Here is an 11,780-nt window from a genome sequence, read left to right as displayed (position 1 = left end):
ACAAGTCCTTCCACCACAAAGACGCGTCATCCCGGCGAAGGCCGGGATCCACGGTGGTGGCGATACGGGTCCGCCCCAGTGTTCCCCGACAGTGGATCCCGGCCTTCGCCGGGATGACGGCATGGGTTACCCGGAAGCCTGGTGGTGATTTCAAGTTGCTAGAAAATCGGCCCGACCTGGCCCACCGGGACCGGGCCGAACATGATCCTGCCGTCCTGGATGTTGATCGCCACGGGCACGCGGCCCTGGGCGTCGCGGGCGATGAAACCGATGGCGTTCAAGGCCTGCTTGATGCTGCTGGCCTGGCCGTCGCTGATCCGGCCGCGGGCGACGGCGCCGTCGATCAGGGGCTCCAGCCCGCCGATTCTCCCTGAGGTGGCGCCGATCGGGCGCATCTGGCTGTCGACCGAGAACGAGCCGGTCATTGTAAGGTCCAGGCTGGCCCATTTGGTCTCGGCCCGGGTGATCTCCAGGGTGCCGCCGGCCTGGGCCCAGGCCGCGACCAGTTCGCGCGGGGCCGTGCCGGGGACCAGCCGGGGCAGCGGTCCGGCCAGGCCGAGCGTCAGCGCCAGCCGCTCGATATCGGGGCCTAGCGGCTGGTCGGGCGTGGCCGCCATGTGGATGTTTTCGCCGTCGATGGCGACTTCGACCGCCAGCGGCGCGGTGGGCGACTGGCCGCTGCCGCCGTCGGCCGCGGGGGCCGCACCGCCGGCCTGGCGGCGGGCGTGGATCTCGAACACCTTGGCGGTGATCGGCTCGGGCGCCGTGGTCGAGACCAGTCTGAAATCGGCCAGCGACAGGGCCAGGCGCTGGGGCTGGCCGCGCTCCAGGCCGACCGAGAGCCCGGCCGAGGCGGCGGTCGCCGTGGCGCGCTGCTCGACCCCCTTGGCATCGGTCCAGCGGAACTCGCTGGGGCCGGTGATGCTGGCGATCACCAGGTTGGGGTTCCAGGGCAGGCCCAGCACGGTGACATGGGGCACCGCCGCCGCCGGCCGGCCCGGCTGCCGCGGGGCGGAGACGGTCAGGTTGTCGATCTCGATCTCGATCCGGTAGGGATAGCCGCCGACCTGGAAATCGGTATAGGCGACCTCGACGCCCTGGGCGGCCTGGGCCGTGATCCAGTCGTTGGTGCGGGTGCGCACCTCGCCGGCCAGGTAGAACCACCAGCCGGTCCAGGCACCGATCGCGACCAGGACAAACAGGATCAGGTAAACGTAACGTGCGCGCAAAGCGGCTCTCCCCTGGGCGTCTGGGCATTCTCTATAGGCGGCGGATGGCCGCTGGACCAGCCCCTACCGCCTGGGCCATCTTGGGGGTGGAATCAGGCGGTCAGAGGGCAGCGTGGGCGGACAGGCAGCAGGCAGGGGCGACTTGTGGGTGTTCGGTTATGGCTCGCTGATGTGGCGGCCGGGCTTTGCCTATCTGGGCGTGCGGCCGGGCACGCTGCACGGCTGGCACCGTTCCTTCTCGATCTACACCACGCATTACCGGGGCACCCCGGCCCGGCCCGGCCTGGTCCTGGGCCTTGACCGGGGCGGCTCGTGCCGCGGCCTCGCCTTCCAGGTGGCGGCGGGCGAGCGGGCGGCGACGCTCGCCTATCTGCGCGAGCGCGAACTGATCACCCATGTCTACCTGGAGCGGATGGTGCCGGTGGTGACCGGCCAGGGCACGGTGAGCGCGGTCACCTATGTGGTCGACCCGCGCCACGAGCAATATGCCGGCAAGCTGCCCTTCGACGAGCAGGTGCGCCTGATCGCCGGGGCCGAGGGCATCGCCGGCCGCAACCGCGACTATCTCGCCGCCACCGTCGCCGAACTGGACCGCCTGGCCATCGCCGACAGCCTGATCCACCGCCTGCACAAGGCGGTCGAGGCGGTGCCCGAGGAACAGCCCCTGGGCGACCGCCCGGTGACCCATCTGGGCGACGACTGAGCGCCATGCGCGCCGCTGCCAAGGACAAGCGCAAACGCCTGCGCCAGTTCCGCGAACTCGCCCGGCAGCGCCAGAACGGCCTGTGCTTCTATTGCCGGCAGCCGATGGCAAAGGCCGGCTCGGCGGCGGCGCTGGCAGCACCCATGAGCGTCGAGACCATCGAACACCGCCGCCCCAAGTGCCGCGGCGGCACCGATTCGGCCGCGAACCTGGTGCTGACCTGCCGCGCCTGCAATACGCGCAAAGCCTCGATGAACGAGACGGCGTTTCTCGCCCAGTTGAGCGAGCGGGACCACATCTGATTGGCTTGGCGGCGGTCAGGGCCGGATTGACAATTTTTCCGGCTATCGCATTGAAAATAAACGGATTTCTGTTGGGCGCGATTCCGATCGTATGCCAATCGTGTTACGGAGTAGCAGCTGGCCAGCGTTGCGGTGGTCTTCATAATTTCCCAAATCGTGCTGTAAGCTCATGGTTGAGTGAGTAGACTCGCTCTTATCCTTGGTTGAGCCGAGGGGCAGCGGGGGACGTCGAGGCGAAGCCGGGAGCAGTAAGCAGATGACGCGGCTCTACCAACTATTCGGCGATTCCCTAGTGCCCGTTGCGCGGGGCCGCTTGGCCAACGAAAACCTCATCGAAGGTTGGTTGGAGAAGCAACCTGACCTTTTGGGCCTCGAACTCTTGGTGATCGGGCGGCAGGTGGTGACGGGCTTTGGTGGTCGAATTGACCTCCTGGGCCTGGACGCAGACGGCAATCTTGTGATTGTCGAGCTGAAGCGCGACCGGACCCCTCGCGAAATTGTGGCACAGATGCTCGACTACGCGAGCTGGGTCGTGGGCCTTACCACACGGCAGGTTCACGATATTGCTCAGGATTACCTTAAAGGCCGGCTTGGGGCCGCTTTCCGGGAACGCTTCGGTGCGGCAATACCGCAGACGCTAAACGGGACGCACACGATGGTGATTGTCGCAAGCGCCTTCGATGCCTCCTCACAGCGCATCGTTCGGTACCTGTCAGAGGTCCATGACATTGCGATCAATACCGCCTTCTTCGCGATTTTTGAGCAAGACGGTCAAACCTTGCTGACAACCGATTGGTTGCTCGACCAGGCTGAGGTCGTCGAGCGATCGGAGGCGCGTGTCCAAGCACCCTGGTCGGGCCTCTGGTACGTAAATGTTGGCGATAGCGCCGCTCGCTCTTGGGAGGACATGCAACGCTACGGGTTCATAGCTGCTGGGGCCGGAGAGAAGTATTCAGGGCCGTTGCGTCGCCTTGAGCCGGGTGATCGCATTGTCGGCTACCAGAAGCAGGCAGGCTATGTTGGCTATGGGCGGGTTACCGCTCCCGCTCTGATGGTGCGTGACTTTGTGACGGGGGCGGGGCCGCTGCTCGATCAGCAACTCACGCAGTCTAACATTGGCCACGACAAGGACGACCCAAAGCTGGCCGAGTATGCGGTTGGCGTGGAATGGATTAAGGCCTTCCCAATTGCTGAGGCCAAGTGGTCGGACGGTCTGTTTGCCAACCAAAACATCGTCTGCAAGCTACGGGACCCAAAGACAATTGAGTTTCTGAGGGAGCAGTTTGGCGTGGCGGATGACTAAGTTTTGAGTCGCTAGCCGTTGCGTTGGAGCGAGCAACCCCGGGGAAGTTTGGCGGAAAAATCTGAGCGGCCATCAGACTATCCGGTTTTTGGCGCTCTCCCCCTCCAGGCCCCGGTCTATTTTGGCCCAATTATTCGCCTCAAAGAGTGAGCGGTTACATATGACCGAGATACTCCAAATTTCATGCGATGAAGCAGGGCATACAGGCCCTGATCTCCTTGAAAAAGACCAGCGGTACTTCACGTTTGCGTCGGTCTCGATACCTGATCCTGAAGCTTTCGACACCATTCAAAGGGTGCGTGCGCTTTACCCTGTTCAGATGCCTGAATTGAAAGCGAGTAGGCTTATGGCGTCCAGGCGCGGTCGAAAATTGATTCTGGAGTTACTAAAGGCCTGTGAGGGGCGTTATATCGTAAGCTTGTACGACAAACTTTTGGCGCTTTGCGGCTGGTTCTTTGAGTATATCTACGAACCGGTATATCAGCATAACCCAAGACTTCTTTACGAGAAGAATCTTCATCGTTTCGTGGCAATGTACGCTTGGCTTTGGATGAGTGATGGCGAAAGCAATGCAAGGGGTACTATTGAACAGTTTCAAAAATACATGCGTACACGTGACCCCGCAGACGCGCCTTTTCTCTTTGATAGTCCGCGCCCACCTCTCTCTCCAGAGGGCCAAGAGCATCCCTTTGAAACCGTCTTGCGCTTTGCCTATGGCTATCGCGATACAATCATCGCCGACAATGCACAGTTGGATACGGCGCTTCCCGATGGCGGACGTTGGACATTGGACCTTTCGGCGTCAGGGCTTTGGAGCCACCTAAACTATTGGGGTGCAGCCGGGAAGCCTCTTTCTGTGCGGTGCGACGTTAGTAAGCCACTCCAATCGATCGCTCCTTACTTTACCGGGGACGAGCGCGATCCAGGCATCCGCCGTGCTCGCATGAAGCGTCATCCTGATGCACTTGGGTGGCGTCTCTTCAAGCCCATTGACTTTGTTGATTCGCGAAATCACCCGGCTGTTCAATTGGCGGACGTGGTTGCAGGCACCGCTGCCGTGATGATCACCCAGGGGTTTCCAACTGGGTGCGAGGAGATTAGCGAGGCTATATCCCGCCATGTGCATGAGCACTCAATTCTTCCGGATTTGGATGTCGTTAATCTCGCCAACAGGAGCGCGGCTGTTAATGCGCTTATCCTCTACGATCTTGCGAAAAGGGCGGAGCGCCAGGGTGACCCGTATGAAAACCTTGAGCAAATGTATCGTATTGCAGAGGTCAGTTGGGTTCGCGGCGATTATAACCTTATGGGTGACATTGGCCAACAATAACTAGAGCATCGAGCGATTAATCCGAAGCATATCCAGCGGCCTTGAGGTAGTTGAGGCATTCGCCTGGGGCGTAGAGATCACAGATGTCGCCGACGGCGCGCCAGAGTGCATCGATGGTCCTGGCGCCGATGCGACGCAGATGGGCCTTGAGTTTGGCAAAGGCCATCTCGATGGGATTGAGGTCCGGGCTGTAACGGGGCAGGAACAGGAACCAGGCGCCGCGGGCTTTGAGGCTCGCCTTGGCATTCTCGCTTTTGTGGCAGGCCAGGTTGTCGAGGATCACGACATCGCCGGGGGTGAGCGTCGGCGCGAGTTGGGTCTCGACGTAGGTTTCGAAAGCGGTCCGGTTCATCGCCCCGTCGATCAGCCAGGGCGCGGTGAGGCCATCGCTGCGCAGCGCGGCGATGAAGGTCTGGGTCTTCCAGTGGCCGAAGGGCGCGCGGGCTTTCAGGCGTATCCCGCGCCGTGCCCGGCCGCGCAGCCGGGTCATCTTGGTCGTGGTCGCGGTCTCGTCGATGAAGACCAGGCGCTGCGGCTGCTCGCGCAGGCGCGGCTGCCGGTAGACCCGCCAGGTCCGGCGCTCCTCATGGATTTCGTCGCGCCCGCACTCCGAGGCCAGCAGGCTTTTTTTTGAAGCTGAAGCCCGCCGCCAGCAGCGCCCGCGACAAGGACGCGGGATGCACCGTCACCCCCGCCACCGTCTTCAGCCGCGCCGCCAAGGCAGGCATCGTGATGTCGGGCTCCGCCTCGACCCACCCGATCAGCAAGCTCATGTGCGGTGCCAGCTTGCCGCCGCCAGGCGGGCGGCCCTGGCGGGCTGGGGCCACGGAGCCAGTGGCCGCCACCCACTGCACCAGCTTCACCGCGCAACTCGGGCTGACACCGAAGTGCCTGGCCGCATCCCGCCGCGAATGGCCCGAAGCCACGTGAGCCTCGATCCGTTCCCGCAAATCAGTCGAGTAAGGTTTTCCCATGATCCACCTCCTGAGAGGATGAATCACAATTCCGCCGCCAAGGGAATCCCGACGATTCAGGTTTCAAGCAAGATGCTCTAGTGGATTGACTCCAAGCGTTGGAGTCAATCCACTAGAAGCCCTTGATCTCCATGGTTCCGAATTGGGGCTTGGGGATCTCTTCGACAAATAGCATCACCTTGTGCGTCACGTCGGGCCCCGCATTCCAGAGGCCGTGCTCGATCTTGGTAACCTGCCAAGGTGAGCCTGGCATGGTTGGTGATGGTGCGTCAGGCAGGTTGACGAGATCACCTGGAGCGATATGACCGAACGGGGTGGAACTCGTGAAGTGAGCCGCAACTGTGGTACCGTTCGATCCCGGCTCGTAGATTTCGAGATGATATTTTGTCGTCATATTGCCCCCAGTTTGTACTAGCGCTAACGATACAAGTCTTTATACGAGCCCTTTAGAATAGTGACACCATTAGTGCCGCCATCTATCTTCGATATTATTTCGTGCACTAGATCAGAGCTCTCGCCTATTTCTCTAGCAACAGCGTAACTAAGATAGGAATAGGCACCGTCCGGCTGATTGGAGACCTCTTCGTTCAAGTATTTTTGGACCAGGTGGGCGACCCGATTGTATTCGTCGCACTTCTGCCGCTTGCGTCGGTCAATCCCCTGATACCCACACCCCGGCACATAGATCGGATATTGCTTCATTTGGCTAGTTCCACCGCTCGTCGACCGCAAAACCACCATACCGTGAAATCAGTGATTCGGCACTCTTCCGGATGGATTGCTCGGGGCCTTGGAGATGGTTTTGCTTACACCGTTGTTGACCCAAGCGGGTTCTTAGGCCCCGAAATTTTCTGGAAATATTCTGTGGAGCCACAGGAGCGCACTGGAAAAGTGAGGAGAATCAACGGTCATTCTGTAGCGTTCTGGAAAGGAAAATTGAGACCATGAGAATCACTCATAATCACGTAAGCTATTAAAATATAATGGTTTTTTATGGTGCCCAGGGCCGGAATCGAACCAGCGACACGCGGATTTTCAATCCGCTGCTCTACCAACTGAGCTACCTGGGCCCAAGGACGGCGGTGACGTGCAAAGCAGGGCACCGGTCGGCGAGGACGCCGTTATTAGAGGATTAGGCGGGGGCCGTCAATCGTCACCGCTGGCATTGCCGTCGTCGGGCAGGATTGTCTCGTCGTCGGGCTCGTCGGTCTCGACCGCCGGGATCGCGTAACGCCCGCCCAGCCAGCGGTGCAGGTCCACGTCAGCACAGCGCGCCGAGCAGAACGGCCGGTATTTCTCGGCCGAGGGCTTGCCGCAGATCTGGCAGGGCTTGGGGTTGTCGTTCGCGGGATCGGGTTTCATGGGGCCAGACTCACTTCCACGTCGCGACCATCCCCCAGGGAGGCCTCGATGCGCAAGGGCGCACCCAGCGGGCGCACCAGCTCCTCGAAGCGCGGGGCGGCGAAATCGAGCACGTCCTGGGGCGCCCGGGCAATCAGGGCGCGGCCGGGGTGGTGGCGGGCCAGCCCCTCGGCCCGGCGCAGCAGGCGGGCGGCCAGATGGCTGGCGGTCAGGCGCCGGCCGTCGGACGCCGGGCAGGGTTCGGTCACCGCGCCGCGCAGGGAGGGGCCGATTCGCGTCCGCGTCACCAGGACCAGGCCACCCAGGTCGCCACGGGCCAGTTCCGGCCGCAGCGGGTCGGCCTGGAGGGCTTTCGCCAGGGCCTGGCGGCCGGCGGCGATGTCGGCGCCGTCGCCGATGAAGTCGATGACGATCTGGCCGGCGAGGTTGCGGCGGCGTATCTCGGCTGCGGCGGCCCTGGCCCCGGCCTCGTTGGCGGCGCGGGGCTGAGGCCCGCCCCGTCGATGTCGATGGCGGTCAGGGCCTCGGTCTCGTCGATGGCCAGGCTGCCGCCGCCCTCCAGGGCCACGTGGCGCTCGAGGGCGGCGAGGAAGGCGCCTTCGAGGTCTGCCGTGTCGAACAGGGGGCGGGTGCCCTGATGGCCGCGGGCACCCAGATCGCTGAGGGCGGCGCGCAGGCCGCCGGCGGCGCCCTCGACGATCAGGTCGAGCGGGCCTGTCGCGGCTGCCGCCCTGGCCAGGCGCAGGGCGGGATGGGGGGCCGCCAGCAGGCGGGCCGGGGGATCTGGCCTGTGGGGTCCGCCACAGCGCCCAGGCGGGTGGTGACGCGGGCGGCCTTGGCCCCGGTCGCCTCGCGGATGATCTCGACGACAATCGCCGCCCCTTCCGCCGGGCTGGGCCGGCCGGCGTCCTTGAGCTTCAGGAAGGCGGGGCGGTCCAGGCCGATGTCGACGAAGAGGGCGCCCATGGCCTTCTCGACCGAGGCGACGCGGCCCAGGCGGATCTCGCCCACCAGGGACGGGCGGCCTTGCGGAAAGACGTGGAATTCGATCGCGCGACCGTCCTCGATCAAGGCGGTGCGGGTCTCGAGCGGCCCGGCTTCGATGACGAAGCGCCGGGTCATGGCGCGGGCAAGGTCACGTCGAGGCCGTTGCCGGCCAGCAATTGATAGGTCTCGAACAGGGGCAGGCCCACCACGTTGGAGTGGGAGCCGGAGAGGAAGCGCACCAGGGCCTCGGCCCGGCCCTGGATGGCATAGCCGCCGGCCTTGCCGTGCCATTCGCCGCTCTCCAGGTACCAGGCGATCTCGGCCCGGGTCAGGCGCTTGAAGGTGACGCTGCTGACCACGGTGCGCCCCCGCGCGAGCCCGTCGGGGCGGACCAGGGCCAGGCCGGTGATCACCTTGTGGCGGCGGCCCGACAGCAGGTCGAGGCAGGCGCGGGCCTCATCGATCGTCTCGGCCTTGGGCAGCACCCGGCGGCCGCAGGCCACCACGGTGTCGGCGGCCAGGACGAAGGCGCCGGCATTGCGCGCCTGCGCGGCGATGGCCTGGGCCTTGGCCACGGCAAGGCGCGCCGCGAGAGCCAGCGGCTCTTCGGCTTTCAGCGGCGTCTCGTCGAGATCGGCGGCGTCGATGCGGTCAGGCACCAGGCCCAGACGGGCCAGAAGCTCGCGCCGGCGCGGACTGGCCGAAGCGAGCACGAAAAGGGGGCGTTGGACCATGGCGTGATGCCTGGTCGTCAGCTCACTTGAAGCGGAAGGTGATGCGACCCTTGGTCAGGTCGTAGGGGGTCATCTCGACCAGCACCTTGTCGCCGGCCAGGACGCGGATGCGATGCTTGCGCATCTTGCCGGCGGTATGGGCCAGCACCTCGTGGTCATTATCCAGCTTCACGCGAAACATCGCATTGGGCAGAAGCTCGGTTACCGTACCCGGAAACTCGATCAACTCTTCTTTCGCCATGAATTCTCCTGAAGGGCGCGAAATTTGGCCAGGAACATGCGACCGGGCGCCCACTTTTGCAAGCGCGCAGGCATCAGGTCGGCCCTGTTTGGGGTGCAAGAGGCGAGAATGCAACGCCAAGACGGCGTTCAGGTTCCCGGGCGCTGAGATCCGTGAACTGCTATTCTGGCGGCGGCAGTTCGTTCGGTGTGCCCCAGGACAGCAGCCACGCCCGAATTTTCTCGTGTGAAATAGTGCGGCCAGCGGCAATGTCGGCACGGCCCTCCTCGATCGCTGCAACAAATGCAGGGTCGAGATCTTCAGGGTCGATTTTCCGCTTAGAGACCATGCCCGGCATATTGCCATGCTTGGCGCAGTCTGTCTAAACGGTCGGTGCCTTGACCACGCCGAAGCGGGCGCGGATGCGCTTGAAGAGCTGGTCGCGCACGCCGCGATAGCTGTCCATCACCTGGTCGCGGCTGCCTTGGGCGATGCTGGGGTCGAAGGTCGGCCAGTATTCGACCTCGCAGGCCATGGTGCGGGTCAGGTCCACCGCCTTGTGCTGGGCCTCGGGGCTCAAGGAAATGATCAGGTCGAAGCTGGTGTCTTCCAGGTCGTCGAAGCTCTTGGGCCGGTACTTGGCGATGTCTATCCCCAGTTCGTCCATGGCGGTGACGGCGAAGGGGTCGAGGTCGCCGGCGCGCACGCCGACCGAATCGGTGAAGATCACCTTGCCGTAGAAATGCTTCATCAGGCCCATGGCCATGGGCGAGCGGATCGCGTTCTGGGTGCAGCAGAACAGCACGGCCCCCGGCAGATCGACGTCGAGCCCCCCCGGGAACGCCATCCCGCTCAGCCCTTCATCAACAAAACGTTGATCAGGGTGAACAGGCGCCGGGCGGTGTCGAAATCGATCTCGATCTTGCCCTTCAGGCGTTCGATCAGCAGCTCCGAACCCTGGTTGTGCAGGCCCCGCCTACCCATGTCGATCGCCTCGATCTTCTGGGGCGAGGCGGACTTGATCGCCATCTGGTAGCTGTCGCAGACCGCCAGATAGTCGCGGATGATGGTGCGGAAGGGCGACAGGGCCAGGATGATCTTGCCGAGCGGCGCCACGAAGGAATCGCGGATATCGAAGACCAGGCGGTTTTCCTCGATGCCTAAGTGCAGGTGATAGGGCCCGTCGTGATCGCCGATGGGCGAGAAGTGGTTTTCTTCCAGCAGGTCGAAGATCGCCACCTTGCGTTCATGCTCGACATCGGCGCCGCGCCTGGCGACGGAGCCCTGGTCCAGGGTCACCCCCACCAGCTTGCGGGTCGAGCCTTCGGTCATCAGTTGGCGCCGCCCAGTCGAATGGCGACCGACAGGGCATGGGCATCCAGTCCCTCGGCCCGGGCCAAGGTTACTGCCGCCGGGCCGATCGCCCGCAGCGCGGCCTCGTCGCAGCCGACCAGGGTGGTGCGCTTGAGGAAGTCGAACACCGACAGGCCGGACGAGAAGCGCGCGGTGCGCGCCGTGGGCAGCACATGGTTGGGCCCGGCGACATAGTCGCCGATGGCTTCCGGCGTGTGGCGGCCCAGGAAGATGGCGCCGGCATGGCGCACCTTGTTAGCAAAGCCGTCAGGATCGTCCAGCGCCAGTTCCAGGTGCTCGGGCGCGATGGCATCGACCAGGGGCACCGCCTCGGCCAGGTTGGCCAGGCGGATCACGGCGCCGTGGTCGTGCCAGCTTTTGGCCGCGGTCACCGCCCGGGGCAGGCGCTTCAAGTGGTCCTCGACGGCGGCAATGACCTTGTCGGCGAAGGCATTGTCGTCGGTCATCAGGATCGACTGGGCGCTTTCGTCGTGCTCGGCCTGGGACAGCAGGTCGGCGGCGATCCAGGCCGGGTCGTTGGTGCCGTCCGCCACCACCAGGATCTCGCTGGGCCCGGCGATCGAATCGATGCCCACCAGGCCGAAGACCTGGCGCTTGGCCGCCGCGACATAGGCATTGCCGGGGCCGACGATCTTGTCGACCGGTGTGATGCTCTGGGTGCCATGGGCCAGGGCGGCCACGGCCTGGGCCCCGCCGATGCGGTAGATGTCGGTGACCCCGGCCCGGTGCGCCGCCGCCATCACCGCCGCGTTCAGCACGCCGTCCGGCGTTGGCACCACCATGACGATGCGGTCGACACCCGCCACCTTGGCCGGCAGGGCGTTCATCAGCACCGACGAGGGATAGGCCGCGGTGCCGCCGGGGACATAGAGGCCGGCGGCCGAGACGCTGGTCCAGCGCAGGCCAAGGCGCACGCCGGCCGCGTCGGTATAGTGGTCGTCCATCGGCATCTGGCGGGCATGGAACGACTCGATGCGCGTCGCCGCCAGGTCGATCGCCGCCAGCAGTTCCGGGCTGAGGCCGGCGACCGCCTCATCGATCTCCTGGGTCGAGACCCGCAGCTCGGCCGCGTCCTTGATGGTTACGCGGTCGAAGCGGTTGGTGTACTCGATCACCGCCGCGTCGCCGCGCAGCTTCACGTCGGCGACGATTTTGGCGACCGCCGCGTCGACGTCTTCCGACATCTCGCGCTTGGCGTGGAGCAGGCCCTGGAAGCGGGCAGCGAAATCCGGGTCCGCGGTGGTCAGGTCAAGCGGCACGCA

General features: G+C 64.3%; 16 protein-coding genes, 1 tRNA gene and 2 pseudogenes. 4 read left to right on the top strand and 15 right to left on the bottom strand.

The features are described from left to right. Positions 1-158: 158 nt before the first annotated feature. Positions 159-1,229, bottom strand: coding sequence for a DUF2125 domain-containing protein (locus D3874_RS21010; RefSeq protein WP_158596131.1), 1,071 nt, complete (start codon positions 1,227-1,229; stop codon positions 159-161). A gap of 148 nt (positions 1,230-1,377) precedes the next feature. Here D3874_RS21010 and D3874_RS21005 point away from each other — a divergent pair, with 148 nt between their 5' ends. The 4 genes from D3874_RS21005 to D3874_RS20990 all read left to right on the top strand — a co-directional run bounded on the left by D3874_RS21005 (position 1,378) and on the right by D3874_RS20990 (position 4,867). Further along, positions 1,378-1,932, top strand: a complete 555-nt coding sequence (locus tag D3874_RS21005; protein ID WP_233560083.1) for a gamma-glutamylcyclotransferase — start codon at positions 1,378-1,380, stop codon at positions 1,930-1,932. A gap of 5 nt (positions 1,933-1,937) precedes the next feature. Beyond that, complete coding sequence (locus tag D3874_RS21000) at positions 1,938-2,234, top strand: HNH endonuclease (protein WP_119780452.1); 297 nt, start codon at positions 1,938-1,940, stop codon at positions 2,232-2,234. A gap of 256 nt (positions 2,235-2,490) precedes the next feature. Continuing rightward, complete coding sequence (locus D3874_RS20995; RefSeq protein WP_119782419.1) at positions 2,491-3,537, top strand: PDDEXK family nuclease; 1,047 nt, start codon at positions 2,491-2,493, stop codon at positions 3,535-3,537. Positions 3,538-3,697: 160 nt separating this feature from the next. Then, positions 3,698-4,867, top strand: coding sequence for a DUF3800 domain-containing protein (locus D3874_RS20990; RefSeq protein WP_119780447.1), 1,170 nt, complete (start codon positions 3,698-3,700; stop codon positions 4,865-4,867). 16 nt (positions 4,868-4,883) lie between these two features. Here the strand turns inward: D3874_RS20990 and D3874_RS20985 are convergent. The 14 genes and pseudogenes from D3874_RS20985 to hisD all read right to left on the bottom strand — a co-directional run bounded on the left by D3874_RS20985 (position 4,884) and on the right by hisD (position 11,777). Further along, a protein-coding gene (locus D3874_RS20985; protein WP_119780444.1) for an IS630 family transposase occupies positions 4,884-5,841 on the bottom strand; the annotation gives its coding sequence in 2 pieces (ribosomal slippage) (positions 4,884-5,520 and positions 5,519-5,841; 960 coding nt in all). Positions 5,842-5,953: 112 nt separating this feature from the next. Next, complete coding sequence (locus D3874_RS28135) at positions 5,954-6,235, bottom strand: hypothetical protein (protein ID WP_147385759.1); 282 nt, start codon at positions 6,233-6,235, stop codon at positions 5,954-5,956. A gap of 600 nt (positions 6,236-6,835) precedes the next feature. Continuing rightward, positions 6,836-6,911 (bottom strand) — tRNA-Phe (locus D3874_RS20980). Between the two features lie 76 nt (positions 6,912-6,987). After that, positions 6,988-7,203: a DNA gyrase inhibitor YacG gene (gene yacG, locus D3874_RS20975; RefSeq protein ID WP_119780441.1), complete on the bottom strand. Its 216-nt coding sequence runs from the start codon at positions 7,201-7,203 to the stop codon at positions 6,988-6,990. Beyond that, on the bottom strand, positions 7,200-7,490 hold the full coding sequence (locus D3874_RS29530; RefSeq protein ID WP_199699344.1) for a hypothetical protein: 291 nt from the start codon (positions 7,488-7,490) through the stop codon (positions 7,200-7,202). Before D3874_RS29530 ends, yacG begins: the two co-directional genes overlap by 4 nt. A gap of 45 nt (positions 7,491-7,535) precedes the next feature. Then, a pseudogene (locus D3874_RS32140) lies at positions 7,536-7,643 on the bottom strand (hypothetical protein); the annotation flags it as partial. 68 nt (positions 7,644-7,711) lie between these two features. Continuing rightward, positions 7,712-7,858 (bottom strand): annotated as a pseudogene (locus tag D3874_RS32135) (ribonuclease E/G); the annotation flags it as partial. Between the two features lie 44 nt (positions 7,859-7,902). Further along, positions 7,903-8,325 (bottom strand): ribonuclease E/G family protein, encoded by a 423-nt coding sequence (locus D3874_RS30720; protein WP_119780434.1) that lies wholly within the window; start codon positions 8,323-8,325, stop codon positions 7,903-7,905. Then, a complete protein-coding gene (locus tag D3874_RS20955; protein WP_119780429.1) occupies positions 8,322-8,924 on the bottom strand; it encodes a Maf family protein in 603 nt (200 codons plus the stop codon). Before D3874_RS20955 ends, D3874_RS30720 begins: the two co-directional genes overlap by 4 nt. 22 nt (positions 8,925-8,946) lie before the next feature. Continuing rightward, positions 8,947-9,165, bottom strand: a complete 219-nt coding sequence (gene infA, locus D3874_RS20950; protein ID WP_119780426.1) for a translation initiation factor IF-1 — start codon at positions 9,163-9,165, stop codon at positions 8,947-8,949. Between the two features lie 160 nt (positions 9,166-9,325). Further along, positions 9,326-9,502: a CopG family transcriptional regulator gene (locus D3874_RS20945; protein WP_233560082.1), complete on the bottom strand. Its 177-nt coding sequence runs from the start codon at positions 9,500-9,502 to the stop codon at positions 9,326-9,328. A 24-nt stretch (positions 9,503-9,526) separates the two neighbouring features. After that, positions 9,527-9,991 (bottom strand): arsenate reductase ArsC, encoded by a 465-nt coding sequence (locus tag D3874_RS20940; protein WP_119780423.1) that lies wholly within the window; start codon positions 9,989-9,991, stop codon positions 9,527-9,529. A gap of 5 nt (positions 9,992-9,996) precedes the next feature. Further along, complete coding sequence (locus D3874_RS20935; protein WP_119780420.1) at positions 9,997-10,476, bottom strand: UPF0262 family protein; 480 nt, start codon at positions 10,474-10,476, stop codon at positions 9,997-9,999. Further along, positions 10,476-11,777 carry a histidinol dehydrogenase gene (hisD, locus tag D3874_RS20930; RefSeq protein ID WP_199699320.1) on the bottom strand — a complete coding sequence of 434 codons (1,302 nt, stop codon included), beginning with the start codon at positions 11,775-11,777 and terminating at the stop codon, positions 10,476-10,478. Before hisD ends, D3874_RS20935 begins: the two co-directional genes overlap by 1 nt. Positions 11,778-11,780 lie beyond the last annotated feature (3 nt).

Origin of the sequence: Oleomonas cavernae (assembly GCF_003590945.1) — a bacterium.
GTDB classification, from domain to species: Bacteria; Pseudomonadota; Alphaproteobacteria; order Zavarziniales; family Zavarziniaceae; genus Zavarzinia; species Zavarzinia cavernae.
The sequence above is the reverse complement of the archived record's forward strand: the minus strand, read 5'-3'. Positions and strand labels throughout refer to the sequence as shown.

Coding starts and splice junctions, on each gene's coding strand:
- D3874_RS20945 (WP_233560082.1), bottom strand. CDS start 9,502: ATGCCGGGCATGGTCTCTAAGCGGAAAATCGACCCTGAAGATCTCGAC.
- D3874_RS20935 (WP_119780420.1), bottom strand. CDS start 10,476: ATGACCGAAGGCTCGACCCGCAAGCTGGTGGGGGTGACCCTGGACCAG.
- D3874_RS20955 (WP_119780429.1), bottom strand. CDS start 8,924: ATGGTCCAACGCCCCCTTTTCGTGCTCGCTTCGGCCAGTCCGCGCCGG.
- D3874_RS20990 (WP_119780447.1), top strand. CDS start 3,698: ATGACCGAGATACTCCAAATTTCATGCGATGAAGCAGGGCATACAGGC.
- infA (WP_119780426.1), bottom strand. CDS start 9,165: ATGGCGAAAGAAGAGTTGATCGAGTTTCCGGGTACGGTAACCGAGCTT.
- D3874_RS30720 (WP_119780434.1), bottom strand. CDS start 8,325: ATGACCCGGCGCTTCGTCATCGAAGCCGGGCCGCTCGAGACCCGCACC.
- D3874_RS28135 (WP_147385759.1), bottom strand. CDS start 6,235: ATGACGACAAAATATCATCTCGAAATCTACGAGCCGGGATCGAACGGT.
- D3874_RS21000 (WP_119780452.1), top strand. CDS start 1,938: ATGCGCGCCGCTGCCAAGGACAAGCGCAAACGCCTGCGCCAGTTCCGC.
- D3874_RS20940 (WP_119780423.1), bottom strand. CDS start 9,991: ATGGCGTTCCCGGGGGGGCTCGACGTCGATCTGCCGGGGGCCGTGCTG.
- yacG (WP_119780441.1), bottom strand. CDS start 7,203: ATGAAACCCGATCCCGCGAACGACAACCCCAAGCCCTGCCAGATCTGC.
- D3874_RS20995 (WP_119782419.1), top strand. CDS start 2,491: ATGACGCGGCTCTACCAACTATTCGGCGATTCCCTAGTGCCCGTTGCG.